The sequence below is a fragment of the Rathayibacter sp. AY1F2 genome, assembly GCF_002930885.1.
GTDB lineage: Bacteria > Actinomycetota > Actinomycetes > Actinomycetales > Microbacteriaceae > Rathayibacter.
In genome coordinates this window covers 147,441-170,984 of record NZ_PSVG01000005.1, presented here as the reverse complement: position 1 = coordinate 170,984, position 23,544 = coordinate 147,441, and the positions used below count along the sequence as shown (strand labels likewise).

Here is a 23,544-nt window from a genome sequence, read left to right as displayed (position 1 = left end):
GCATGGTGCAGGTCGACCGCGGCGAGCACCTCCGCTCGGGGGAGTGGCTCGAGCTGAACCGCACGTACTGGGAGGAGCGCACCGGCGAGGGTGCGCTCCACCCGGAGCTCGTCACCGCGGCGCTCCTCGACCCCGGGCCGAGGATCCTCCAGCTCGGCTCGGGCGACGGGCTCGACGCGCTCGAGCTCGCCGAGCGCGGCGCCCGCGTGGTGGGCGTCGACTTCTCGATGCCCGCCGTGCGCCGAGCACGCGCCGGCGCCGCGGACAGGGACCTCGCCGGCTCCGCCCGCTTCGTCTGCGCGAACCTCTACGAGCTGCGGCACATGCTGCCGGAGCCCGACTCGTTCGACGTCGTGCTCTGCAGCGCCGGCGTCGTCTCGTGGCTCCCCGACCTGGAGGAGTGGGCGCGGCTGGTGGAGTGGTTCGTCGCCCCCGGCGGCGCGGTGCTCGTCGTCCCGTCGTCGTCCGCTCTCGTCGACGCCGACGTCCGCACCTGGTCGCGCACCTCGTCCGAGCTCGCAGCCGCCCTGACGGCGGTCGGGCTGAGCGTGGACGGGAGCGCCGTGCTGCGCGCCGCCAAGCCCGCCTGAGACCGGAGCCCGCTCCCACCGCCGCGTCGATTTGCACCGGCGCCGGAACGCGTGTAATGTCTCTTCTTGTGCCGCGGGGTGGAGCAGTTCGGTAGCTCGCTGGGCTCATAACCCAGAGGTCGTAGGTTCAAATCCTGCCCCCGCAACAAGAAAGCGAAAGCCGGTCCTGAGAAGGGCCGGCTTTCGTCGTTAACACGGGTCGCGGACGTGCTGCCCGCGGCTGACAGTGCGCGGGCGGAGACCTCAGTCGCCCTCGATCACGCTCAGCACGTTGCCCGCCGGATCGCGGAACCAGCAGATCGTCGGCCCGTGGCCGCGCATCACTCCGTCCGCATCGGTCGGCAGCGACGGGTCGTCGTAGATCGCCGTGGTGACGCCTGCCGCGTGCAGCTCGGCGACCGCCACGTCGACGTCCTCCACCGAGAAGTTCAGGATCGTGAACGACGCCGGCTCGTGGTCCGGCTTCGGGTACGCGATCGCGCGGCCTCCGCCCGGCAGCCGGATGTCGAGGATCCCCATCGCGTTCAGCTCGACCTCGAGCCCGAGCACTCCGCCGTAGAAGGCCCGCGCCGCCTCCACGTCGTCCACGCTGAAGCCGCCGAAGGCCCTCTCGCTCCGGATCATCGCCGTCCTCCGTCCCGCGGCCGCACCATCGCGCCCGCTCCGCTCCGGACGCTACTCCGGTCGCCCGTCCGCGTCACCGTCGGATCCGCGCGGCGCCGCCGCCGACTTCGTGCCGGGCTCGCGCGACCCGCATCCGCGGACCGGCCTCCCGACGCTCCGCGCCGACGCGTGTGCCGGACCGGCCCGCACGTTAGGCTCGACCCCGATGCGAGGGGTGCTGCTGTGAGGGACGAACGCGGGGACGACGGCTCGAACGAGGGGCTCGGCGACCGCCCGACCCGGCGGAGCCCGCGGCAGGCGCCGCACGCGCTGCCCGCGGCACGCGTCGCCACTCCGGTCCTCACGCCCGTCCGCCCCGTGCGGCGCCGCCGGGGCCGTGTCTTCCGCGCGACCGTCAGCACGGTCGCCCTCGCCGCCATCGCGGGCCTCGTGGCGGTCTCCGCGCTCCCCGCCTACTCCTTCGACCCGGCACCCGATTCGCAGGCCGCCGTCGAGGCCGCCGCCCGCGTGCAGGCGCTCGGCAACCAGAAGCTCACCGTCGCGCCGACCGCGGTCCAGGAGCAGGTCATCCGCGACTCCTTCACCGCACCGACCCAGGCCCAGCTCGACGAGGCGGCCGCCCAGGCGCGCGCGCTCGCCGCCGCCGAGCAGGCCGCCCGCGACGCCGAGACCGCCCGCCTCGCCCAGGAGGCGCAGGCCGCGGCAGGCACGACCGGCGCGGACGGCGCCGCCGCGGGCAGCGGCGGCACCAGCACCTCGGTCACGCCCCGCGAGGAGGGCGACGACTACCCCTGGCGCGACCAGCTCACCGACGACCAGGGCGGCGGCCTATCGCCGCTGCGGTACTACTACCGCGAGTGCGTCGACTTCGTCGCCTGGCGGATCAACCGCGACCAGGGCTCGACGAGCGCACCCTTCAAGTGGACCTGGGGCAACATGACCCCGGGCGGAGGCAGCGCCTACGCGTGGGCCGGCCAGTGGGCCTCCCACGGCTGGGTGACCAGCAGTACGCCCGTCCCCGGCGCGGTCGCCTGGTTCACCGGCAACCACGTCGCCTACGTGCAGGCCGTCAACTCCGACGGCACGGTCTCGCTCGAGGAGTACAACTGGGGCAACGACCACGCGTACCACAAGCGCACCATCCCGGCCTCCCAGGTCGCCCTCTTCCTCTACCCGCCGAGCTGATGACCGGCGCCGTCGGCATGGCCGTGGCGCAGTTCGCCCCCTCGACGGACCGGGAGGCGAACATCGCGACGATCGAGCGCCTGGCCCGGATCGCCGCCGAGCGCGGCGCGAGCATGGTGGTGCTGCCGGAGTACAGCTCCGCCTTCACTGATCCGCTCGGGCCCGAGCTGGTCGCGGCGGGCGAGGCGCTCGACGGCCCGTTCGTCACGGCTCTCGCGGCCCTCGCGCGCGAGCTCCGGATCCACCTCGTGGCGGGCATGGTCGAGGCGGTGGACGGACGCCGCATCGCGAACACGCTCGTCGCGCTCGACCCCGAGGGCACGGTCGTGGCCCGCTACCGCAAGCTGCACCTGTACGACGCCTTCGGCCAGACCGAGTCGGAGTGGGTCGCCGCGGGGGAGATCGCCGCACCCGAGACGTTCGAGGTCGGCGGCCTCGTCGTCGGGCTGCAGACCTGCTACGACCTGCGCTTCCCGGAGGTCAGCCGCTGGCTGGTCGACGCCGGGGTCGACGTCATCGCGGCACCGGCCGAGTGGGTGCGCGGCCCGCTCAAGGAGGCGCACTGGCGGACGCTGGTCACCGCCCGCGCGCTCGAGAACACGGTGTACCTCGTCGCAGCCGACCAGACCCCGCCGATCGGGGTCGGCACGAGCATGATCGTCGATCCGATGGGCGTCGAGACCGTCACCCTCGGCGAGGTCGAGGATGTCGCCGTCGCCTGGGTCTCGCGCGAGCGGATCGACGCGGCGCGCGCGAAGAACCCCGCTCTGGCGCTGCGGCGCTTCCGGGTGCTGCCGCTCTGACCGCCGCCCCCGGCCCGACGGCGCCGGGCATCCGACCGCATCCGCTGAGGCCGGCTCCTCAGCGCGCCATGCGGGCGAGGCCCGCGACCGCGGTCTCCAGCACCTCGAACCGCTTGCAGAAGGCGAAGCGGACGAGCGAGCGGTAGGGAGCCGCGTCCTCGGGGCGGCAGAACGCCGACACGGGCACCGCCACCACTCCCGCGAGATCCGGGAGCGCCCGGCAGAGCGCGACCCCGTCCTCGTAGCCGAGCGGTGCCGCGTCCGCGACGACGAAGTAGCCGCCCGAGGAGGGTGCGACGCCGAAGCCCGCAGCAGCCAGGCCCGCCGACAGCAGGTCCTTCTTGGCCGCAAGAGTCTGCGCCGCGCCGGTGAAGAAGGCGTCCGGGAGCCCGAGCCCGAGGGCGACGGCCCCCTGGAACGGCGATCCGCTGACGTAGGTGAGGAACTGCTTCACGGCGAGGACGGCCGTGATCAGCTCGCGCGGGCCTGTCACCCAGCCGATCTTCCAGCCCGTGGTGCTGAAGGTCTTGCCCGCCGAGGAGACGGACAGCGTCCGCTCGAAGGCTCCGGGAAGGGAGGCCAGCGGGACGTGCGGGGTGTCGAAGCGCAGGTGCTCGTAGACCTCGTCCGTCAGGATCACGGCGTCGTGCCGCTCGGCGAGCCGCACGATCAGCTCGCGGGTCTCGGCCGGGAGGACGGCACCGGTCGGGTTGTGCGGGTCGTTCACCAGGATGACGCGCGTGCGGTCGCTCACTGCGGCGGTCAGCTCGTCGTGGTCGACCGCGAAGGAGGGGCCGCGCAGGAGCACGGTGCGGTGCACCCCTCCTGCCAGGGCGATCAGGGCTCCGTAGGCGTCGTAGTGGGGCGTGAAGGTGACGACCTCGTCGCCCGGCTCGAGCAGGCCCAGCAGAGCCGCGGCCAGGGCCTCGGTGGCGCCCGTGGTGACGAGGACCTCGCCGTCGGGGTCGAGGGCGATCCCGGAGAAGCGCTGCCGGTGCGCGGCGATCGCCTCGCGCAGGACGGGGAAGCCGGGACCCGGCGGGTACTGGTTGACCCCCGACGCGATGGCGTCGCGCGCGGCGTCGAGGATCTCGCGCGGGCCGTCCTCGTCCGGGAAGCCCTGGCCGAGGTTCACCGCTCCGGTGCGCAGGGCGAGCGCGCTCATCTCGCTGAAGACGGTGGCGGCGACCTCGCCGCTGGGGCCGAGGAGGCCGGCGCCCGCCGCGGCGCGGGACCAGGATCCGGGAATGCTCACGTGCCCAGTGTGCCCGCTCGAGCAGTCCGGCCGGTTTCATTTCCCGCTCGCAGGCCCGTCATAAGAAACCCCCAGGTACGATCGCCAAGCTATCCCCGCTTGGAAGGAGCAGCACCCATGACCGAGAGTCACGAGGGTCCTCGTCAGCCGGAGGAACCCACCACGCCGACGGAGTCCGGCGCCCGAGAGGCGACCGAGCGCACCCCCGGCGAGAGCTCCGGAGCGTCGTCCTCGACCACCGGGCCCACCGAGCCGATCCACCGGGGCGGAGCGCACCGCGAGAGCGAGAACCCGACCGTCCCCTACCCCTCCTCCTCGGCCACCCAGCCGCCGTACACGCCGAACGCGACGGCCGGCAACGAGGCGCAGCCCGTCTCCCAGCCGGCCCGTTACGGGCAGTACGCGCCGCCCGCGGCGAACACCCTGCACGGCTCCGAGGAGCCGCCCTCCTCGAGCCCCTTCGGCCCGGGCGCCGAGTACACCCCCGCCCCCACCGCCACGAAGCGCCGAGCCGGAGTGGGCGTCGTCGCGGCGCTCGCCATCGGCGCGGTCGTGGGCGGAGTCGCGGGAGCCGGCGTGTTCGGCCTCTGGTCCGCCTCCAACGGCGGCGGGACCCGCGTGGTCTCCGCCGGCGGCTCGCAGACGATCACGGTCAACAACGCCGAGGACGCGACGACCGCCACCGCGGTCGCCGCCAAGGCCACTCCGAGCGTCGTCACCATCGCGGTGAGCGGCAGCTCGTCCGCCGGCACCGGCTCCGGCATCGTGCTCTCGAAGGACGGCTACGTCCTGACCAACACCCACGTGGTCACCCTCGACGGCGAGATCGCGAACGGCACCGTCTCGGTCACGACCAGCGACGGCCGGATCTTCGACGCGACCGTCGTCGGCACCGACCCGACCCTCGACCTCGCCGTCATCAAGCTGACCGGCGCGACCGACCTCAGCCCGATGACGTTCGCGGACTCCACCAAGATCAACGTCGGCGACACGGCGGTCGCCATCGGCGCCCCGCTCGGCCTCTCCGGCACCGTGACCGACGGCATCGTCAGCGCGCTCAACCGCAGCATCCAGGTCGCCTCCTCGGCGGCTCCGGACGACTCGGGCGACAGCTCGAGCGGCGGCACCGAGAGCCCGTTCAACTTCGACATCCCGGGCCAGCAGGCGCCGACCCAGGCGAAGAGCACCATCTCGCTGCCCGTCATCCAGACCGACGCGGCGATCAACCCGGGCAACTCCGGCGGCGCGCTGCTCGACAGCGACGGCGAGCTGATCGGCGTGAACGTCGCGATCGCGAGCGCCGGCCAGTCCTCCTCGAGCGGCCAGTCCGGCAACATCGGAGTCGGATTCGCGATCCCCAGCGCGATCGCCGAGCGCATCGCGAAGGAGATCATCGCGAACGGCTCCGCCTCGCACGGCCTGCTCGGCGCGAGCGTCTCCGACTCGACCGCGGACGTCCTCGGCGCCCGCATCGAGGAGGTCTCCGGAGGCGGTGCCGCGCAGGCGGCCGGTCTCGCCAAGGGCGACATCATCACCGCGATCGACAGCACTCCGATCACGAGCGCGTCCGACCTCACCGCGCAGGTCCGCGCGCAGGCCGCGAACGCCGCGGTCGAGCTGACCTACGTCCGCAACGGCCAGAGCTACCAGGCGAAGGCGACGCTCGGCCAGATGGCCGCCGGCTGACCCTCCGCCGCCGCGCACAGCCCCTCGAGGATCCGTCCCCGGGGGGCTTTTCCGCGTCCGGGCCCGGCCCGGGGCGCGGTGCTCCCCGCTGGTAGGGTGGTGGATCCCTGCGCCCGCGCTCCTCCCGCACGAACTGGACCCATGCAGCACGAGATCCCGGAAGACGACCTCTCCGACCTGCCCGGCGTCTCCTACGTCATGCCCGTCCTCAACGAGGTCGCCCACGTGCGCGCCGCGGTCGACTCGCTGCTGCACCAGGACTACACCGGCCCCTTCGACGTCGTCCTCGCCGTCGCCCCGAGCATCGACGGCACGGAGGAGCTCGTCGCCGAGCTGAGCGCGGCCGATCCGCGGATCCGGGTCGTGCCGAACGAGGTCGGCTCCACTCCTGCGGGCCTCAACGCCGCGATCCGCGCCTCGCGCCACCCGGTCGTCGTCCGGGTCGACGCGCACTCCGTCCTGCCGCCCGAGTACGCGCGCACGGCGGTCGAGGCGCTGCAGCGCTCCGGAGCGGCGAACGTCGGCGGAGTGATGGCGGCGGAGGGCCTCACCCCGTTCCAGCGCGCGGTCGCCCGGGCCTACGGCTCCCGCATCGGGCTGGGCGGCACACCCCACCACGTGGGAGGCGAGGAGGGCCCGGCCGACACGGTGTACCTCGGCGTCTTCCGCCGCTCCGCCCTCGAGCGCGCCGGCCTGTTCGACGAGCGCTTCAAGCGCGGGCAGGACTGGGAGCTGAACCGGCGGCTGCGCGAGCGCGGCGAGGTCGTCTGGTTCACTCCGCGCCTCACCGTCACCTACCGGCCGCGGCCCTCGATGCGCGCGCTGCTCCGGCAGTTCCTCTCGACCGGGATGTGGCGGGGCGAGCTCACCCGGATGTTCCCGGCCTCGCGGTCGCTGCGCTACTTCGCTCCGCCCGTGCTCGTCGCGATGCTCGCGATCGGGCTGCTCGTCGGGCTGGCGGGAGTCGTCCAGGTGCTCGCCGGAGCTGCGCCCTGGCTCCTGCTCGGGTTCGCGGTGCCCGCCGCCTACCTCCTCCTGGTGGCGGCGGCCACTCTCGTGGTCGCGCGGCCGGACGGCGCGCGTGCGATGCTGTGGTTCGCCGTGGTCATCCCGGCGGTCCACGTGGCCTGGGGGACCGGCTTCGTGCTCGGCTTCGCCGGGCTGACCAGCAACATCTCCGCCCACCGCCACCAGCCGCGGTCCGACTCGCCGAGGGGCGCATGACCACGACGACGAGACCCCGCTCCATCGCCGAGCTGCGCGCCGTCGCGCAGCCCCCGGAGGTGCGCGGCCGCCGCAACGCCGAGCACTGGACGGCGTCGCTCTACCTGCGCCGCTTCTCGCCCTACCTGACCTGGCTGCTGCTGAAGACCTCGATCTCGGCGAACGGCGTCACCGGGCTGATGATCCTGGTCGGCTGGAGCGCGGCGGCAGCCCTCCTGATCCCGGGGATCGCCGGAGCGGCGCTGGCGCTGCTCCTCGGCCAGCTGCAGATGCTGGTGGACTGCTGCGACGGCGAGGTCGCGCGCTGGCGCCGCACGTCCTCGCCGGCGGGCGTGTTCCTCGACAAGGTCGGGCACTACACGACCGAGGCGCTGATCCCGATCGCGCTCGGGCTGCGAGCGGCGGGCGTCCCGTTCGAGGCACCGGCGGACTTCCTCTGGACCACGATCGGCTTCGCCCTGGCCCTGGTGATCGTCCTCAACAAGGCGCTCAACGACATGGTGCACGTGGCGCGCGCGAACGCCGGTCTCACGAAGCTGGCCGACACGAAGGGCGAGGCGGTGCCGTCCTCGTCCGGGCTGGCGGGGCTTCGCCGCGCCGCCCGCTTCCTGCCCTTCCACCGCCTCTACCACTCCGTCGAGCTGACGATGCTGGCCTTCGCGACCGCCCTCGTGGGCCTCGTCGTCGGAGCGGGCACGGCCGACCGGGTCCTCGTCGGGGCGCTGCTGCCGCTCGCCCTCCTCGCCCTGGTCGGCCACTTCGTCGCGATCATGGCGTCCAAGCGTGTCCGCTCCTGAGCCGCGGGTCGGCGTCGTCGTCCTGACGCAGGGGACTCGGCCCGACGACCTCGCCGCGGGGCTGGCCGGCGTCCTCGCGCAGGAGGGCGTCGAGCTGGACGTCGTCTGCGTCGGCAACGGCTGGGAGCCGGACGGCCTGCCCGAGGGAGTGCGCGCCCTGGCGCTCCCCGAGAACCTCGGCATCCCGGCGGGCCGGAACGCCGGAGTCGACGCCGTCGCGGGGGAGTACCTCTTCTTCCTCGACGACGACGCCCGGATCCCGTCCCCCCGCTTCCTCGTCGACGCGGTCGCGCTGCTCGCCTCGAACCGCCGCATCGGCCTGGTGCAGCCCCGCGTCGACAGCACGGACGGCACGCCGAGCCCGCGGCGCTGGATCCCGCGGATCCTCAAGGGCGACCCCCGCCGCTCCGGCCCCGTCTTCTCGGTCTGGGAGGGAGCGGTCGTGCTGCGGCGCGACGTGTTCGCCCGGACGGGCGGCTGGGCGGCTCCGTTCTTCTACGCCCACGAGGGCATCGAGCTGGCCTGGCGGGTCTGGGACACGGGTCGCACCGCCTGGTACGCGGGAGAGCTCGTCGCCCAGCACCCGGTCATCCAGCCGACCCGTCACGCCGACTACTACCGGCTGAACGCGCGCAATCGCGTCTGGCTCGCCCGCCGCAACCTCGCCGCACCTCTGGCGCTCGTCTACGTGGGGTCCTGGACCGCGATCCAGTGCCTCCGCTGGCGTCGCGACCCGGCCGCCCTGCGCGCCTGGTTCGCCGGCTGGCGGGAGGGATGGCGCTCGGATCCGGGCGGCCAGCGCGTCCTCTCGGCCCGCACGGTGCTCCGGATGGCGTTCGCCGGGCGTCCGCCGATCGTCTAGCATCGGGGAATCCGCCCCCGCCGGGGCCCCCGAAAGGACGACGGTGTTCGATTCGACCCAGCTCTCCCCGCCCGAGCGCGCCGAGGCGGAGGCGACCCCTGCCGGACCGGACCTCCTGACGGCGGTCCGCGAGCGCCTCGGCGCCGTCGACGACGAGTTCTCCGGCCGCCTCGACGAGCACCTCGCGCGCCTGGTCGATCTGCTCGCCACGGTGTACGCCGGCCGCGACGACCTCGAGGACCAGCTCGTCGCGATCGTCGAGCTCGCCGCCGCCTCCTGGGAGGAGCGGCCCGAGGAGCTCCGCGCGCTCGACCGCGCCCGCGAGCAGCACCCGACCTGGTTCCTCTCGAACAAGGCTCTGGGCGGGGTCTGCTACGTCGACCGCTACGCGGGCGACCTCGAGGGGCTGCGCGCCGAGATCCCGTACCTCCGCGAGATCGGCCTGAACTACCTGCACCTGATGCCGCTCTTCGATGCGCCCGAGGGCGAGTCGGACGGGGGCTACGCGGTCTCGAGCTACCGGCGCGTGCGGCCGGACCTCGGCGACATGGAGCAGCTCCGCGGGCTGGCCTCCGAGCTGCGTGAGCAGGGCATCGCACTCGTGGTCGACTTCGTCTTCAACCACACCTCGAACGAGCACGAGTGGGCGCAGCGCGCGCTCGCCGGCGAGCAGCGCTTCGAGGACTACTACTGGATCTACCCGGACCGGGAGCAGCCCGACGCCTTCGAGCGCACGACGCGCGAGATCTTCCCGGACGACCATCCCGGCTCCTTCGTTCAGCTGGAGGACGGGCGCTGGGTCTGGGCCACGTTCCACCGCTACCAGTGGGACCTCAACTACTCCAACCCCGAGGTGTTCCGGGCGATGGCGGGAGAGATGCTCTTCCTCGCCAATCAGGGCGTCGACGCCCTGAGGATGGACGCGGTCGCGTTCATCTGGAAGGAGCTCGGCACCACCTGCGAGTCGCAGCCGCAGGCGCACCTGCTGCTGCGCGCGTTCAACGAGGTCTGCCGCCTGGCCGCTCCGGCGCTGCTGTTCAAGTCCGAGGCGATCGTGCACCCCGACGAGGTGATCGAGTACATCGACGTCGAGGAGTGCCAGCTCTCGTACAACCCGCTGCAGATGGCGCTCACCTGGGAGGCGCTCGCCACCCGCGACGTCCGTCTCCTCTCGCAGGCCCTCGAGCGCCGGCACGCCCTCCCCGAGGGCACGGCCTGGGTCAACTACGTGCGCGGGCACGACGACATCGGCTGGACCTTCGCCGACGAGGACGCCGCCGAGCTCGGGATCGACGCGGCCGGCCACCGCCGCTTCCTCAACGACTTCTACACCGACCGGTTCGACGGCACGTTCGCCCGCGGAGTGCCGTTCCAGGAGAACCCGCGCACCGGCGACCGCCGCGTCTCGGGCACCACCGCGTCCCTCGCTGGAGTGGAGGCGGGTGACCCGTACGGGATCGACCGTGTGCTTCTCGCGCACTCGATCGCCCTGAGCACCGGGGGGCTGCCGCTGCTCTACCTCGGCGACGAGGTCGGCCAGCTCAACGACCACGGCTACCTCGACGACCCGACGACGGCCGGCGACTCGCGCTGGGTGAACCGGCCGCGCCGCCCCGCGGAGCGCTACGACGAGCGCGAGGTCCCGGGGACGGCCGCGAGCGAGGTCTTCGGCGGGCTGCTGCACCTCATCGCCGTGCGCAAGGCCGTGCCGATGTTCGCGGGCACCGAGCTGAGCGTCTTCGACCCGGTCAACGACCACGTGCTCGGCTACCAGCGCCCCGGCGACGGGGAGTCGGTGCTCGTGCTCGCGAACGTGTCGGACGAGGTCCAGGAGGTCGCGGCCGAGCGGTTCGGCGGGTTCGCCGCGGAGGCGGTCGACCTGGTCACCGAGATCGCGGTCGACCTGCGCGAGGGCTTCCGTCTCGCTCCGCTGCAGTTCGTCTGGCTGAGGGTGACCCCGGCCTGATCGGCCCGCGCGACGCCCCCGGCGCGGGGGCCGTCGCCGGTACCCTGGGGCGGATGACTCCCGCTCCCCGTGCCCTGATCGCCCGCCTCCGCACCGACGCGCGACTCGCGCGCAAGGTGGGCGGCGAGCTGCTCGCGGCTCGCCGGGCCCGCCACGCGGTGACCCGGCTGCTCGCGGAGCGCGGGCCGCTGCCCGAGGGCCGGTTCGAGGTCGGCGTCTACTTCGCCGACGGCGACATCAACCTGTACCAGCTGCGGCAGTGGTACCGGCCGCTGGCCGAGCTGGCGGAGACGCACCCGGTCGTGCTGCTCAGCCGCAACGCCGGCGCCGCGGAGGTGCTGCTGCGCGAGAGCCCGGTCCCCGTCGCCTACGTCCGCTCCGTCGCCGACCTCGAGAGCACCATCGCGAGCCAGCCGCTGCGGATCGTGCTCTACGTCAACCAGAACGCCCGCAACTTCCAGATGATGCGCTACGGGCGCCGCTGGCACGTCTTCGTCAACCACGGCGAGAGCGACAAGATGTACATGACGACGAACCAGTTCAAGGCGTACGACTACAGCATGATCGCCGGGGACGCCGCCCTCGCCCGGTTGCGCCGCGTGCTCTGGGACTACGACTTCGACAGGCGCGCCCTCGCCATCGGCCGTCCTCAGGCGGACCACTTCGCCGGCGCCGTGCCGTTCACGCCCGACGAGCGCCGCGTGGTGCTCTACGCGCCGACCTGGGAGGGCGACCGCCCCGCCGCGGGCTACGGCTCGATCCGGAGCCACGGCACAGCCCTCGTGCGCGGGCTCCTGGCCGACCCGCGGTTCCGGCTCGTCTACCGCCCGCATCCCCGCAGCGGCGCGGTCGACTCCGACTACGCCGCGGCCGACCGGGCGATCGTCGCGATGATCGCCGCCGCCAACGCGGCCGATCCGCGCGCCGGTCACGTGCACGACACCGGCGCCGAGCTCGGCTGGCAGCTCGCCGCCGCCGACCTCGCGATCCTCGACGTGTCGGCGATGGTCTACGACCGGCTGGCCACGGGGCGCCCGCTGCTGGTCACCCGGCCCGTCAGCGCCGAGGCCGAGGTCGACGAGAGCGGCTACCTCGGCGACGCGGAGTGGCTGCACGCCGAGGACGCCTCCGCGATCATCGCGCGGATCGACAGCGCCGAGCACGATCCGGAGTCGGTCGAGCGGCTGGAGCGCTGGGTGCACCGCTACTTCGGCGACACGTCGCCCGGAGCGGCCACGCGGCGCTTCCACGAGGCGATCGAGCACCTGCTCACCGAGTGGGAGCGGCACGCCGCTCTGCACCGGGGCGACGGCGCGGTCGACGACCACGATCCGGAGGGCTGAGCGGGCGGGAGCACCGCTCGAACGGCCGCGTCAAGGGTGGGCCGGTCGCCGGGCGGCCTCCCGGTGCCCCGCTACGCTCGTCCCATGATGACCCCGCGCGCCTTCGCCCGCTCCCGCCGGCGCCGGTCGGCATCCGCCCAGCCCGCGGTCGAGCCGGACATCGTGGTCTCCGCCGACCCGGAGAAGCCGGTCTTCACGATCCGCTCCTTCCGCATCGGCCTGTTCGGCGCGCTCGGCGTGCTGGTGGCGCTCGTCCTGGGCGGCCTCGTCGTGCAGCTGGGCACGGTGCTGACCTACATCTTCGTGGCGCTGTTCTTCGCGCTCGGCCTCGATCCGCTGGTCTCCTGGCTCGAGAGCAAGCGCCTGCCGAGGCCGCTCGCGATCACAGCGGTCTTCGCCGCGGTGGTGCTGATCTTCGCCGGCCTGCTGGTCTACATCATCCCGATCCTGGTCGAGCAGCTGACGATGTTCGTCACGAGCGCCCCGCAGATCGTCACCGACATCGCCTCGCAGCAGTGGGTGCTCGACCTCGAGCAGCAGCTGCGCGGCGTGATCGACATCGACGAGCTGATCGAGAGCGTCCAGAGCTTCATCGGCAACCCCAACAACCTGCTCTCGCTCGGCGGCGGACTGATCGCGGTCGGGACCGGGATCGCCAGCGGCGTGACCGGCGCCGTCATCGTGCTGATCCTGACGCTGTACTTCCTCGCGTCGCTGCGCTCGATGAAGGCCGTCGCCTACCGCTTCGCCCCCGCCTCGCACCGCGCGAAGGCGCACGAGGTCGGCGACGAGATCACCGGCGCCGTGGGCCGCTACGTGGTCGGCCAGGTCTCACTCGCCGGCGTGAACGGCGTGCTCACGTTCATCCTGCTGCTCTCGATCGGCGCCCCGGTGCCGGCGCTGCTGGCCTGCGTCGCGTTCCTCGGCTCCCTGATCCCGCTGGTCGGCACGCTCTCGGGCGCCGTGATCATCTCGCTCGCCTGCCTCCTGGCCTCGCCGCTGACCGCGCTGGTCGCCGCGATCTACTACCTCGTCTACATGCAGGTCGAGGCGTACCTCCTCAGCCCCCGCATCATGAACAAGGCCGTCTCGGTCCCCGGTGCGGTCGTCGTGATCGCGGCGGTGGCGGGCGGCACCATCGCGGGCGTGCTCGGCGCCCTGGTCGCGATCCCGGTCGCGGCCTCGGTGATCATCGTCGTGCAGAAGGTCGTCTTCCCCCGTCAGGACGCCAAGTAGCGGACCGCACCGCGACGGCTGGTCCGCTCAGCGCCAGGGCGGCACCGCGCCGTCGACCGCAGCGCTGAAGCGGCGGACCGACTCCGGGACCGCGACGCCCTCCTCCGCCGGCACCGGCGCGAGCGTGCGGGTGACCAGCGGCACGACGCCCGCCCAGACCCCGGCCTCCGGCTCATCGCCGGCTCCGTGCGCGCGCACCTTCAGGCTCGCCTCGGCCAGGGGGAGGCGCAGCACCAGCGTGGCCGCGATCTCGCGGGCGGTGCTCGCTCGCACCTCCTCGTCGCGCCCCGGGAGGAGGCGTGCCACCAGCAGATCGAGGGCCCGCGCCTTCTCCTCGCCCTCCAGCGCCTCGGCCCGGCCGATCACCATCGCCGAGCGGTAGTTCATCGAGCTGTCGAAGGTGGAGCGGGCGACGACCAGTCCGTCGACCAGCGTGACCGAGGCGGTGAGGAGCGAGTGCCGAGCCGCCTCCCGCAGCAGTCCTCCGCCGCTCGACCCGTGCAGCAGGAGGGAGTCGCCGTCGCGGGCGAAGAGGATCGGCAGCACGATCGCGGCGCCGTCCCGCACGACGGCGACGTGGGCGACGAGCGCCTCGTCGAGCAGGGCGTGCAGCTCGGCGGGATCGGTGCGCTGGCGGTCGCGGAGACGGGAGACGCGGGTGCGGTCGGTGACGGGGAGGCTGTCCATGTCGGAATCGTCCCGCGCCGACTGGATCTGCCAGGATGCCACTGGGCCGCGATCGGAGTGGTCCAGAGCGGAGCGGTCGATGGCGTCGGGCGATCTGGAGATCCCGCTCCTCCTCGGGCCGTCGCCGCGCGGCTCGGTCCGCGCCGGGCTCGCCGAGGCGCTGCGCCAGGCGGTGCTGGACGGGCGCTACCGGGCGGGCGATCCGATCCCGTCGAGCCGCGTGCTCGCCGAGCGGCTCGGCGTCTCGCGGGGCTCCGTCGTCGCCGCGGTGGATCAGCTGGTGGGGGAGGGCTACCTCGTCGCCCACCCGCGCGCAGCGGTGACGGTCGCCTCCGACGGACTGCTGGCGACGGCGCCGCAGGAGCCGCGGCCGGAGTCCCGGGAGACCGTCGTCCCGCCCGCCGCGGCGGACCTGAGGCCGGGCCGGCCGGACACCCGCGCCCTCGACACCCCGGAGTGGCGGGCCGCCTGGCGCCTGGCGCTCGCCTCGCCGCCCTCGGCGCCTCCTCGGGGTTCCGGGGACCCGGCCCTGCGGGAGCAGATCGCCGAGCAGCTGCGCCGGTCCCGCGGCGTCGACGTGCAGGCGTCGGACGTGGTGGTGACCAGGGGCACCGCGGGCGCCGTCGCGCTCCTGGCCCGCGCCGCCTCGGCCTCGCTCGGACGCGAGGTGCGCGTCGCCGTCGAGGACCCCGGCTACCCGGCCGTCCGGCGCCGCCTGCGCGCCGACGGGCACGAGGTCGTCGGCGTCCCGGTGCGCGGCGACGGCATCGACCTCGACGCTCTCGCGAGCTCCGGCGCGGACGTGGTCGTCGTGACTCCGTCGCACCAGTACCCGACCGGAGGCAGGCTCGCCCTCGCCGAGCGCCTGGAGCTGGTGCGCCGCGCGTCGGCCGGCCCCCTGCTCGTGGTGGAGGACGACTACGACAGCGAGTTCCGCTACGTCGGCGCCCCGCTGCCCGCGCTCGCCTCGCTCGACTCCGGCGGCGGAGTCGCCCATGTCGGGTCGTTCTCGAAGACCGTCTCGCCGTGGCTCCGCATCGCCTACCTGGCCGTTCCGCCGGCGTCCTGGCTCCGCGCGGCGCTGGCCGGCCTCGACGACGAGAAGGACGCCTCCGCCTCGGGTCCGACGCAGGCGGCGCTCGCGCAGTTCATGGCGAGCGGGGCGTTCCGGAGGCATCTCACGCGCTCGAGACGGCGCTACGCCCACCGCCGTGAGCTGGTCCACGCATTCGGGGAGTCGGTGCCGTGGGGGCGCGCAAGCGGACTCGACGGGGGTCTGCACGTCGTCCTCTCCCTGCCCGCGCCTCTGGACGCGCACGCCGTCGCGGCCGCGCTGCTCCGGGAGGGACTGCTCGTCGCCACTCTGCACGAGTACGCCCTGTCGGGACGGGCTGCGACCGAGGCGCTGGTCCTCGGCTACGGCCATGTCGGCGACCTCGAGCTCGCTGCGGCCCTGGACCTCGTCGACCGGACCGTCCGCGCGCTCGCCGCCGGGGCCGTCCGTGGTATCCCTGGAGGATGACCCGCGACTCCGCCCTGCACATCACCGACGATCCCGACGCCGACGCGCTGCTCAGCCGCGACCCGCTGGCGCTGCTGATCGGGATGCTCCTCGACCAGCAGGTCGCGATGGAGACGGCCTTCTCCGGGCCCCGCAAGATCGAGGAGCGCCTCGAGGCGGAGGGCGCCTCCTTCGACGCCGCGTCGATCGCGGGCTTCGACGAGGACGCGTTCTCGGAGCTCTGCCGGACTCCGCCCGCGATCCACCGCTACCCGGCGAGCATGGCGGGGCGCGTGCAGGTCCTCTGCCGCGCTCTGGTCGACGACTGGGACGGCGACGCCGCGGCGGTCTGGACGCGCGACGAGCCCGACGGCCGCACGGTCCTCGCGCGTCTGAAGGCGCTGCCCGGCTTCGGCGAGCAGAAGGCGCGGATCTTCCTCGCCCTGCTCGGCAAGCAGCGCGGATTCTCGGGGGAGGGCTGGCGCTCGGCCGCGGGCGCCTACGGAGAGGAGGGCGCCTTCCGCTCGGTCGCCGACATCGTCTCTCCGGAGTCGCTGACGAAGGTCCGCGCCACCAAGCAGGCCGCGAAGGCCGCCGCCAAGGCGGAGAAGTAGGGCCGGGGGCGGCGGCCGGATGGATCGAGCGCTCGACGACGGTCCCGGTCGCCGTCTCCGCAGTCGCAGGCCGAGCAGCCCGACCCGATGATCCCCGCCGCCACCGCCCGGCTGCGCTTCCGTGAGATGACCGCCGAGGACCTCCCCGACATGGCGGACCTGCTCGGCGACCCGGTCGTGATGCGGTACTACCCCGCGCCGAAGGACCGCGAGCAGGCAGCCGCCTGGATCGAGTGGAACCGGCGCAACTACCGCGAGCACGGCTTCGGGCTGTGGATCGTCGAGACCCTCGACGGCGAGTTCGTCGGCGACTGCGGGTTGACCTGGCAGCGCGTCGACGGCGGGATCGAGCTCGAGGTCGGCTACCACGTGCGGGCCGGTCTGCACGGCCGCGGCTACGCCACCGAGGCGGCTGCGGCCTGCCGCGACCTCGCGCTCGCCCACCGCCTCGCGGGACGACTCGTGGCGCTCGTGCACCCGGACAACGCCGCCTCGAGGCGCGTCGCCGAGAAGACCGGCCTCCGCGTGATCGCCGAGGACCGCGACGGCGGCGGACTCGTCCGCACCGTGCTCGGGATGCCGCTCGTCGCGCCCGGGCGCCGGCCTCGGGAACGCTGACCGAACGCCTCCGACGGCTCCGGACCATCGCGCGCGGAGCAGGCCCTGAGCTGGAGCAGATCCTGAGCTAGATCCGGTCCTCCAGCGCCGCGATCAGCGCCGCGCGGTCCTCGCGGAGGATCGAGGCCCCGCCCCCCGGCACGGTCCGCACCTCGACGCCGCGGCCGGCGAGGACGCCGCCCAGCGAGCCGTGGCCCAGCGGGTCCTCCGGCATCACGGCGAGCGTCGCCACGGGGAACGTCTCGGGGGCCTCGGCCGCACCCCGTGCCGTCAGCCCGACGGCGGAGTCCTGCTCCCAGAGCGCGTGGGCCGACACGTCGAGCTCGATCTGCTCGTCCGTCCAGATCGGGTGGCGGTGGCGGAGGGAGTCGGCGTCGCCCTTCTCGACGTGCGCGACCGAGCCGCCGCGGTGGAGCGCGCCCGCCAGTCCCCGGGCGTCCGAGAACGCGGGGTCGAGCAGGACGAGCCGGTCGGCGCCGTACTCGGGGGCGAGCCGGGCGGCGACGACGGCGCCGAGGCCGTGGCCGATGACAAGGTCGGGGGTCTGCAGCACCGAGGCGCGGACGTCCGACGCCCAGCGCTCCGGCGAGTACACGGGCGATGCCGGCGAGCCGCCGTGACCGGCGAGATCGGGGGCCACCACGCGGTAGCCGTGCTCGTGCAGCGTCGGGACCAGGGCGTACCAGATCCGGGAGTCGGAGCCGAGGCCGTGGAGGAGGAGCGCCGTCCGCTCGCCCGTTCCGCCGTAGTCGCGGACGAACAGCGCCAGCGGCTCGGCCGGCGCGGCGGCCAGCGCCTTCCGCTCGGCGCGGGTCGGCTCGAGCACGAGGGTGTTGCCGAACGCCTGCGGTGCCGGCCCGAACGCATCGCGCGCGCTGTGGATCACCTTGCGGCCGAGCATCGCGTTGCCGACGCCGCCCAGTGCCGCTCCGATCCCGAACGGCATCGCCCGGCCGACCAGGCCCGCGCCCTGCTGGGCGAGGAAGTGCTTGGCGAAGGACTTCTTCGCGCGGTCCGCCAGCTCGCCCACGAGGAAGGACGGCAGGCCCTTCGTGACCACGGAGCCCCAGTACTGGTTGAGGCCGCTGCCCCCGCCGACGGCCTGCCCGGCCACCTGGCGCACCATCTCGCTGCCGGAGGAGCCCATCATCAGCGTGAGCACGAGGGCCCGCGCGCGGTCCGGGTCCTCGAGCGGGATCCCGTGCACCTCCGTCACCGACTGCGCGAAGAGCGCGCTCGCCTCCAGGAACCCTGCGGCTCCCGCGCCGGAGAGAGCCACCGAGGCGGCCGTGCCGATGCCGGGGACGACGGCGGTCGCCCCGATCGCCGCGCCTCCCGCGGCCACGCTCGAGAGGTACTGCCGCTCGAGCGACGTGATGATCTGCTCCGGAGTCGCCCCGGGACGCCGGCGCCGCAGCAGGCGGATGTTCGCAAGCACGGCCGGGCGCTGCACCGCGAGGAGCCGGTCGAGCAGCTTCGCCAGCTGCGCGTTCTCGGAGCCGTCGGCCTGCTCCACCTCGCCGGCCCTCTCCACGGCGCGCTCGCGCTTGCGGTCCTTCTGGGCCATGTCGTGCACTCCTGCGTCCTCGGGCGCCGCGTGCGGGAGGGGTCAGTCGTCGGAGACGGTGCCCTGGACGGGCGGGCCCTCGGCCGGCGCCGTGCTGCTCCGCGGTGTCGGCGCGTAGTCCTCAGCGTAACGCGCGAGCACCTCCTCGATCGGCGCGTCCAGCACCAGGCGGCCCTTGTCCAGGTAGAGGCCGCGCGTGCAGAAGCGGCGGAGGTCGCGCTCGTTGTGCGAGACGAAGAAGAGGGTGCGGCCGGAGGCGAGCAGCTCCTCGATCCGCGCGTAGCACTTCTCGCGGAACGCCCTGTCGCCGACCGCGAGCACCTCGTCCACCAGGATGATCGGCTCCTCGAGCCGCGACACGACGGAGAAAGCGATGCGCACCTTCATCCCGCTCGAGAGGTGCTTGTAGGGGGTGTCGAGGAAGTCGCCGATCTCGGCGAACTCGATGATCGAGTCGAAGCGCGCGTCGACCTCGCGCTTGGACATCCCGTGGAGACCCGCGGTCAGGTAGACGTTCTCGCGGACGCTCAGGTCGGCCACGAAGCCGCCGGTGATCTCGATGAGCGGAGCGACGCCCCCGCGCACCTCCACCGCACCCTCGTCCGGCAGCACGACGCCGGCGACGAGCTTGAGCAGCGTCGACTTGCCCTGACCGTTCCGGCCGACGACACCGATGGCCTCGCCCGCCCGCACCTGCACGTCGAGCCCGCGCAGCGCCCAGAACTCGCCGGGCCGCGAGCGGCGGGAGCGGCCGGCGAAGAGGTCCTTGAAGGAGCGGCGGCCCCGCCGGTTGCGGCGGAAGCGGATCCCGAGGCCGCGGCACTCGATGACCACCGGGGCGTCGGCCATCACAGCTCCTTCAGCACCGCGCGCTCGGAGCGGCGGAAGACGACGAGGCCCAGCGCCAGCACGAGCACCGAGATGCCCGCGGAGGCGAGGATGAGCGGGACGTCGAGCTCGCTCTCGAAGAACGCGGAGCGGTAGAGGGCGAAGATCCCGCTGAGCGGGTTGAGCGCCGCGAGCGGCCGGATCTGCTCCGGCAGGTTGGCCGTGGAGTAGATGATCGGCGACGCGTAGAAGAGGAACCGGAGCACGAGCTTCACGGCCCGCTCCAGATCGCGGAAGAACACCACGAGCGGGGCCACCAGCAGACCCACGCCGAGCGTGAGCACCGCCTGCAGCAGGATCGCCACGGGGAACAGCAGCGCCGCCCAGGTCAGGTGCGCGCCGGCGATCACGGCGAAGAGCACCAGCACCGGCAGGCTCGCCACGAACTCGATGCCCTTCGAGAGCACGATCCGCCCGACCCAGATGGTCCGCGGGATCGACGTCGACCGCACCAGCTTCGCCTCGCGGAGGAACGCGCGGGTCGCGTCGGACGTCGCCTGGTTGAACCACATCCACGGCAGCAGGCCCGCGAGCAGGAAGACGATGTACGGGTCCTCGCCGACGGTCCGCTGGAAGACGACGGTGAAGACGAAGAAGTAGATGCCCGACATGACGAGCGGGTCGAGCACCGACCAGACGTAGCCGAGCGCGCTCGTGGCGTACCGGACGGTGAGGTCGCGCCTGGTGAGCAGCCAGAGGGAGTGGCGGTAGCGCCAGGCCCGGGAGCGCCGGTGGCGCAGCGCCGTCTCGGTCGCGAGGGTGTCGGCCGTGCTCACTGCGCGACTCCTCCCGTCGGCTCCGCTCGAGCCGGGGGAGGAGCCGGGAGCGTCAGACGAAGAGGTTCGCGCGCTCGAGGTCCTCGGCGAAGTCCACCTCGACGGCGTAGAGGTCGGAGATGTCCATCGGCTCGACGAGCAGGCGGTCCTGCTCGATCGCCAACTCTATGCCACGCTCGAAGTAGTCCTGGGCGTCGACCCGGGCGAGCTGGCGCACCAGCGCGGCCTTGTCGGAGGCGGACACGTAGTTGATCCCGACCGCCTCGCCGAGGCCGCCGCGCACCGTCTTGGAGAGCTCCTGGATGAAGCCCTCGGCGCTCGTCGTGTACTTGACCTCCTCGTCCGACACCTTCGAGGTGTTGACGGTGACGAAGGAGACGTCCTTCGCGATCAGCGCGGCCGCCCGGTCGAGGATGCGCGGGTCGAAGACGACGTCGCCGTTCATCCACAGCACGCCGCCCTGCCCGCTCGCCTGCAGCGCGCGGAGGAGGCTCTTGGAGGTGTTGGTCTGGTCGTACTGCTCGTTGTAGACGAACGTCGCCGAGGGGAAGGCCTCGATGATGTGCTCGAGCTTGTAGCCGACGACGATGCTCACCGGGACCTTCGTGCCGAAGGCGTGGTGGATGTTGTCAAACTGCTGCTGCATGATCGTGCGCCCGTCGCTGAGCGGCGTGAGCGGCTTGGGGAGGGAGCGGCCGAGCCGGCTGCCCATCCCTGCGGCGAGGATGACGACGGTGGCAGGGCTGCTGCTCGTCGAACCTGTGTGCATCATCGTGTGTTCTCCTCGAATTAACCGCTGCGTCTCGATCTGGTCGACTCCTCGGGTAGAGACCTAGTGTACAGTTCACGCCCCCCGGGGCCAGGGTGGTTGACCTCTCGCCGTGTCGCCGGGTGTCGGCGCGGGCGCCGGGGGCCCGCGGGCGAGTTGGTACCGTAGCCGGATGACGTCCGTGACGAACGCCGAGCCCGCTGAGGGTGCCGCGGATCCGGACGGCGCCTCGCCCGTCGTCTTCGAGCTGCACCAGCTGACCCGGACCTTCGGGAGGACGGTGGCGGTCGACCGCATCGACCTGGCCGTCCGCGCGGGGACCTTCTACGGGATCATCGGCCCGAACGGCGCGGGCAAGACCACCACGCTCTCGATGATGACGGGCCTTCTTCGACCCGACACCGGCCGCGTCCTCGTGCACGGCGTCGACGTCTGGAAGGACCCGTCGGCCGCGAAGCCGCTGATCGGGGTCCTGCCCGACCGCCTCCGGCTGTTCGACCGGCTCACCGGCGCCCAGTTCCTCGCCTACTCCGCCGCGCTGCGCGGCATCGACCTCGCCACGGCGAAGCAGCGCACGGTCGAGCTGGCCGAGGCGCTCGGCCTCTCCGACGCGCTGGAGCGCCTGATCTCGGACTACTCCGCGGGGATGGCGAAGAAGGTCGCCCTCGCGGCGGCGATGATCCACGCCCCGCGCGTGCTGGTCCTCGACGAGCCGTTCGAGTCGGTGGACCCGGTCTCGTCGGCCGCCGTGATCACCGTGCTGCGCCGCTTCGTCGAGGGCGGCGGCACCGTCGTCCTCTCCAGCCACGGGCTCGACTTCATCGAGCGCGTCTGCGACGACGTGGCCGTGATCGTCGGCGGGCGCGTGCTCGCCTCCGGGACGGTCGCGGAGGTCGCCGGCACCGCGACGCTGGAGGAGCGCTTCCTCGAGCTCGCGGGCGGCAAGCAGATCGCCGAGGGGCTGCAGTGGCTGCACGACTTCTCCGGCTGAGGATCGACGTCCTCCTGGGCGCGTTCCGCTCCGGGCCCGCGCGCTCGGCCGGCGCGGTCCTGGGCGTGCTCGTGGTCGTCGCGGTGACGGCCCTGCTGATCGCGGCGATCGGCGCTCTGCGCTCCTCGGACGCGGCGGCGGGCGCTCTCGTGACCGCCGGCGGCCTCGTCTCCGTCGGCTTCCTGGTGCTGCCCTTCCTGCTCGGCCCGCTCGACCCGATGGATCCGCGCGCGTTCCGCCTCTTCGGCCTTCCGCCGCTCCGCCTCGCCGGGGCGCTCGCCCTGGCCGGCCTCGTCTCGGTCCCCACGCTCGCCCTGCTGGTGGTCGGGCTCGCGTGCGCGCCGCTCGTCCCGGGCGCAGGCGCCTTCGCCGTGGTCGGCCCGCTCCTCGCGGTGGCGACGGCCTCGCTGTTCGCGCGGATCGGCCTCGCCGCCTCCGCCGCCCTCGTCCCCTCCCGGACCGCCCGCGAGCTGCTGGCCGTCCTCGGCCTGGTGCTGATGCTGGGCGGTCCCGCAGCCCTCGGCGCCGCCGCGCTGGTCGACACGGGGGACACCCCGGTGCTCGAGCGCTGGGGCGCGGCGATGGGGGCCACTCCGTTCGGCGCGGCGTGGATGATCGCCCCGGCCGCCCGGACCGGCGACGCGCTCGGCCCGCTCCTGCTGGCCCTGGCGACGCTCGTCGCGGCGGGCGCGCTCTGGTGGCTCGTCGTCCGCCTGCTGACGGAGCGCCCCGAGCGCACGCACCGGCCGCCGCGCGGCCTCCGGCTGGGCTGGTTCGACGTCCTCGGCTCGACCCGGACCGGCGCGATCGCGGCGCGCAGCATCACCTACTGGCTCCGGGATCCGCGCTACCAGGCGTCGCTCGTCGCCGTGCCGGTGCTGCCGGTCGCAGCCCTGCTGCTGCTCGCGGTCGTCGGCGTCCCCTTCCCGCTGCTCTCGCTGCTCCCGGTCCCGCTGATCGCGCTGTTCCTCGGCTGGTTCCTGCACAACGACGTCGCCTACGACGGATCGGCGTTCTGGCTCCACGTGGCCGCGGGCGTCCGCGGCTGGTCGGACCGGCTCGGCCGCGCCTTCCCGACCCTCCTGCTCGGCGTGCCGGTCGTCGTGCTCGGCTCGCTGATCAGCAGCGCGACCTCGGGGCTCCCCGATGCGCTGCCCGTCGTGCTCGCGGTGAACACCTGCCTCCTGCTCGTCCCCGCCGGCGTCGCCAGCGCCGTCTCGGCACGGCTCGCCTATCCGGCTCCGCGCCCGGGCGACAGCGCGTTCACGCAGCCCCAGGCCCCCGGAGCCAGTGGCGCCGGTCCGCAGTCCCTCGCGTTCGGCCTGGGGCTGCTCCTCTCGGCTCCGGCCGTGGTGCTCGGCGTCCGGGCCCTGTTCGTCGACCCGGAGGCGGCGGGTGACGCCGTGCTCGTCGGCTTCGGCAGCGCCGTGGTCGTCTTCGCCCTCGGCGTGCTCCTCGGCGGCCGGCTGTTCGAGCGCCGCGCGACCGAGCTGGTCGCGTTCACCAGCCGCTACTAGCGCCGCCCGATCCGGAGCGCACGGCCGCGGGCCCGGGCTCCGCGC

22 protein-coding genes and 1 tRNA gene are annotated in these 23,544 nt (G+C 73.5%); 16 read left to right on the top strand and 7 right to left on the bottom strand.

All coding sequences use genetic code 11. From position 1 onward, the window contains the following. Positions 1-2: 2 nt before the first annotated feature. Together C5C54_RS06350 and C5C54_RS06345 are read left to right on the top strand one after the other, a co-directional pair. Positions 3-590 carry a class I SAM-dependent methyltransferase gene (locus tag C5C54_RS06350; RefSeq protein ID WP_104261194.1) on the top strand — a complete coding sequence of 196 codons (588 nt, stop codon included), beginning with the start codon at positions 3-5 and terminating at the stop codon, positions 588-590. A 72-nt stretch (positions 591-662) separates the two neighbouring features. Next, positions 663-736: transfer RNA gene (locus C5C54_RS06345), tRNA-Met, on the top strand. A 97-nt stretch (positions 737-833) separates the two neighbouring features. Here C5C54_RS06345 and C5C54_RS06340 read toward each other — a convergent pair. Further along, positions 834-1,214: a VOC family protein gene (locus tag C5C54_RS06340; protein WP_104224832.1), complete on the bottom strand. Its 381-nt coding sequence runs from the start codon at positions 1,212-1,214 to the stop codon at positions 834-836. A 222-nt stretch (positions 1,215-1,436) separates the two neighbouring features. Here C5C54_RS06340 and C5C54_RS06335 point away from each other — a divergent pair, with 222 nt between their 5' ends. Continuing rightward, the gene (locus C5C54_RS06335) at positions 1,437-2,399 is read left to right on the top strand and encodes a CHAP domain-containing protein (protein ID WP_104262670.1); all 963 of its coding nucleotides are present in this window, start codon (positions 1,437-1,439) and stop codon (positions 2,397-2,399) included. Continuing rightward, a complete protein-coding gene (locus C5C54_RS06330) occupies positions 2,399-3,202 on the top strand; it encodes a carbon-nitrogen hydrolase family protein (RefSeq protein WP_104287974.1) in 804 nt (267 codons plus the stop codon). The genes C5C54_RS06335 and C5C54_RS06330 overlap by 1 nt, the downstream gene beginning before the upstream one ends. A gap of 58 nt (positions 3,203-3,260) precedes the next feature. On the opposite strand, the gene C5C54_RS06325 is transcribed toward C5C54_RS06330, so the two are convergent. Continuing rightward, positions 3,261-4,457 (bottom strand): aminotransferase class I/II-fold pyridoxal phosphate-dependent enzyme, encoded by a 1,197-nt coding sequence (locus C5C54_RS06325; RefSeq protein WP_104287973.1) that lies wholly within the window; start codon positions 4,455-4,457, stop codon positions 3,261-3,263. A gap of 117 nt (positions 4,458-4,574) precedes the next feature. Here C5C54_RS06325 and C5C54_RS06320 point away from each other — a divergent pair, with 117 nt between their 5' ends. The 7 genes from C5C54_RS06320 (at position 4,575) to C5C54_RS06290 (ending at position 13,571) form a co-directional block, all read left to right on the top strand. Beyond that, positions 4,575-6,143 (top strand): S1C family serine protease, encoded by a 1,569-nt coding sequence (locus C5C54_RS06320; protein WP_104247830.1) that lies wholly within the window; start codon positions 4,575-4,577, stop codon positions 6,141-6,143. Positions 6,144-6,284: 141 nt separating this feature from the next. After that, positions 6,285-7,367 carry a glycosyltransferase family 2 protein gene (locus C5C54_RS06315; protein ID WP_181074536.1) on the top strand — a complete coding sequence of 361 codons (1,083 nt, stop codon included), beginning with the start codon at positions 6,285-6,287 and terminating at the stop codon, positions 7,365-7,367. Then, positions 7,364-8,164: a CDP-alcohol phosphatidyltransferase family protein gene (locus C5C54_RS06310; RefSeq protein ID WP_104223579.1), complete on the top strand. Its 801-nt coding sequence runs from the start codon at positions 7,364-7,366 to the stop codon at positions 8,162-8,164. Before C5C54_RS06315 ends, C5C54_RS06310 begins: the two co-directional genes overlap by 4 nt. Further along, positions 8,151-9,026 (top strand): glycosyltransferase family 2 protein, encoded by an 876-nt coding sequence (locus C5C54_RS06305; RefSeq protein ID WP_104261191.1) that lies wholly within the window; start codon positions 8,151-8,153, stop codon positions 9,024-9,026. Before C5C54_RS06310 ends, C5C54_RS06305 begins: the two co-directional genes overlap by 14 nt. Positions 9,027-9,141: 115 nt before the next feature. Further along, positions 9,142-10,992 carry an amylosucrase gene (locus tag C5C54_RS06300; protein ID WP_104287983.1) on the top strand — a complete coding sequence of 617 codons (1,851 nt, stop codon included), beginning with the start codon at positions 9,142-9,144 and terminating at the stop codon, positions 10,990-10,992. Positions 10,993-11,045: 53 nt separating this feature from the next. Further along, positions 11,046-12,335: a hypothetical protein gene (locus C5C54_RS06295; RefSeq protein ID WP_258063239.1), complete on the top strand. Its 1,290-nt coding sequence runs from the start codon at positions 11,046-11,048 to the stop codon at positions 12,333-12,335. 84 nt (positions 12,336-12,419) lie between these two features. Then, positions 12,420-13,571, top strand: a complete 1,152-nt coding sequence (locus tag C5C54_RS06290; RefSeq protein ID WP_258063238.1) for an AI-2E family transporter — start codon at positions 12,420-12,422, stop codon at positions 13,569-13,571. A 27-nt stretch (positions 13,572-13,598) separates the two neighbouring features. Here C5C54_RS06290 and C5C54_RS06285 read toward each other — a convergent pair whose 3' ends face one another. Beyond that, complete coding sequence (locus tag C5C54_RS06285; RefSeq protein ID WP_104226958.1) at positions 13,599-14,258, bottom strand: pyridoxamine 5'-phosphate oxidase family protein; 660 nt, start codon at positions 14,256-14,258, stop codon at positions 13,599-13,601. Positions 14,259-14,337: 79 nt separating this feature from the next. Between C5C54_RS06285 and C5C54_RS06280 the strand changes: the two genes are divergently transcribed. From C5C54_RS06280 to C5C54_RS06270, 3 genes are all read left to right on the top strand, one after another. Further along, on the top strand, positions 14,338-15,780 hold the full coding sequence (locus C5C54_RS06280; protein WP_181127856.1) for a PLP-dependent aminotransferase family protein: 1,443 nt from the start codon (positions 14,338-14,340) through the stop codon (positions 15,778-15,780). After that, positions 15,777-16,373 carry an HhH-GPD-type base excision DNA repair protein gene (locus tag C5C54_RS06275; RefSeq protein ID WP_104223574.1) on the top strand — a complete coding sequence of 199 codons (597 nt, stop codon included), beginning with the start codon at positions 15,777-15,779 and terminating at the stop codon, positions 16,371-16,373. The genes C5C54_RS06280 and C5C54_RS06275 overlap by 4 nt, the downstream gene beginning before the upstream one ends. Before the next feature lie 87 nt (positions 16,374-16,460). Then, positions 16,461-16,991, top strand: a complete 531-nt coding sequence (locus tag C5C54_RS06270; RefSeq protein ID WP_104247834.1) for a GNAT family N-acetyltransferase — start codon at positions 16,461-16,463, stop codon at positions 16,989-16,991. Between the two features lie 67 nt (positions 16,992-17,058). On the opposite strand, the gene C5C54_RS06265 is transcribed toward C5C54_RS06270, so the two are convergent. The 4 genes from C5C54_RS06265 to C5C54_RS06250 are packed head-to-tail and all read right to left on the bottom strand — an operon-like array spanning position 17,059 to position 20,991. Next, on the bottom strand, positions 17,059-18,558 hold the full coding sequence (locus C5C54_RS06265) for an alpha/beta fold hydrolase (RefSeq protein WP_104261190.1): 1,500 nt from the start codon (positions 18,556-18,558) through the stop codon (positions 17,059-17,061). Between the two features lie 42 nt (positions 18,559-18,600). Beyond that, positions 18,601-19,407, bottom strand: a complete 807-nt coding sequence (locus C5C54_RS06260) for an ABC transporter ATP-binding protein (RefSeq protein ID WP_104223571.1) — start codon at positions 19,405-19,407, stop codon at positions 18,601-18,603. Then, positions 19,407-20,222, bottom strand: a complete 816-nt coding sequence (locus C5C54_RS06255; protein ID WP_374953048.1) for an ABC transporter permease — start codon at positions 20,220-20,222, stop codon at positions 19,407-19,409. The genes C5C54_RS06260 and C5C54_RS06255 overlap by 1 nt, the downstream gene beginning before the upstream one ends. A gap of 52 nt (positions 20,223-20,274) precedes the next feature. Then, a complete protein-coding gene (locus C5C54_RS06250) occupies positions 20,275-20,991 on the bottom strand; it encodes an NTP transferase domain-containing protein (protein WP_104226983.1) in 717 nt (238 codons plus the stop codon). A gap of 172 nt (positions 20,992-21,163) precedes the next feature. On the opposite strand from C5C54_RS06250, the gene C5C54_RS06245 reads away from it, so the two are divergent. Together C5C54_RS06245 and C5C54_RS06240 are read left to right on the top strand one after the other, a co-directional pair. After that, the gene (locus C5C54_RS06245; RefSeq protein ID WP_104223570.1) at positions 21,164-21,982 is read left to right on the top strand and encodes an ABC transporter ATP-binding protein; all 819 of its coding nucleotides are present in this window, start codon (positions 21,164-21,166) and stop codon (positions 21,980-21,982) included. Then, complete coding sequence (locus C5C54_RS06240; RefSeq protein WP_104287971.1) at positions 21,958-23,499, top strand: ABC transporter permease; 1,542 nt, start codon at positions 21,958-21,960, stop codon at positions 23,497-23,499. Before C5C54_RS06245 ends, C5C54_RS06240 begins: the two co-directional genes overlap by 25 nt. The last annotated feature ends 45 nt before the right edge of the window (positions 23,500-23,544 follow it).

What these genes read in the sequence shown, in the direction of transcription:
- C5C54_RS06350 (WP_104261194.1), top strand. Translation starts at nt 3, where the DNA reads ATGGTGCAGGTCGACCGCGGCGAGCACCTCCGCTCGGGGGAGTGGCTC.
- C5C54_RS06340 (WP_104224832.1), bottom strand. Translation starts at nt 1,214, where the DNA reads ATGATCCGGAGCGAGAGGGCCTTCGGCGGCTTCAGCGTGGACGACGTG.
- C5C54_RS06330 (WP_104287974.1), top strand. Translation starts at nt 2,399, where the DNA reads ATGACCGGCGCCGTCGGCATGGCCGTGGCGCAGTTCGCCCCCTCGACG.
- C5C54_RS06320 (WP_104247830.1), top strand. Translation starts at nt 4,575, where the DNA reads ATGACCGAGAGTCACGAGGGTCCTCGTCAGCCGGAGGAACCCACCACG.
- C5C54_RS06315 (WP_181074536.1), top strand. Translation starts at nt 6,285, where the DNA reads ATGCAGCACGAGATCCCGGAAGACGACCTCTCCGACCTGCCCGGCGTC.
- C5C54_RS06310 (WP_104223579.1), top strand. Translation starts at nt 7,364, where the DNA reads ATGACCACGACGACGAGACCCCGCTCCATCGCCGAGCTGCGCGCCGTC.
- C5C54_RS06295 (WP_258063239.1), top strand. Translation starts at nt 11,046, where the DNA reads ATGACTCCCGCTCCCCGTGCCCTGATCGCCCGCCTCCGCACCGACGCG.
- C5C54_RS06290 (WP_258063238.1), top strand. Translation starts at nt 12,420, where the DNA reads ATGATGACCCCGCGCGCCTTCGCCCGCTCCCGCCGGCGCCGGTCGGCA.
- C5C54_RS06285 (WP_104226958.1), bottom strand. Translation starts at nt 14,258, where the DNA reads ATGGACAGCCTCCCCGTCACCGACCGCACCCGCGTCTCCCGTCTCCGC.
- C5C54_RS06280 (WP_181127856.1), top strand. Translation starts at nt 14,338, where the DNA reads ATGGCGTCGGGCGATCTGGAGATCCCGCTCCTCCTCGGGCCGTCGCCG.
- C5C54_RS06275 (WP_104223574.1), top strand. Translation starts at nt 15,777, where the DNA reads ATGACCCGCGACTCCGCCCTGCACATCACCGACGATCCCGACGCCGAC.
- C5C54_RS06270 (WP_104247834.1), top strand. Translation starts at nt 16,461, where the DNA reads ATGATCCCCGCCGCCACCGCCCGGCTGCGCTTCCGTGAGATGACCGCC.
- C5C54_RS06265 (WP_104261190.1), bottom strand. Translation starts at nt 18,558, where the DNA reads ATGGCCCAGAAGGACCGCAAGCGCGAGCGCGCCGTGGAGAGGGCCGGC.
- C5C54_RS06260 (WP_104223571.1), bottom strand. Translation starts at nt 19,407, where the DNA reads ATGGCCGACGCCCCGGTGGTCATCGAGTGCCGCGGCCTCGGGATCCGC.
- C5C54_RS06250 (WP_104226983.1), bottom strand. Translation starts at nt 20,991, where the DNA reads ATGCACACAGGTTCGACGAGCAGCAGCCCTGCCACCGTCGTCATCCTC.
- C5C54_RS06245 (WP_104223570.1), top strand. Translation starts at nt 21,164, where the DNA reads ATGACGTCCGTGACGAACGCCGAGCCCGCTGAGGGTGCCGCGGATCCG.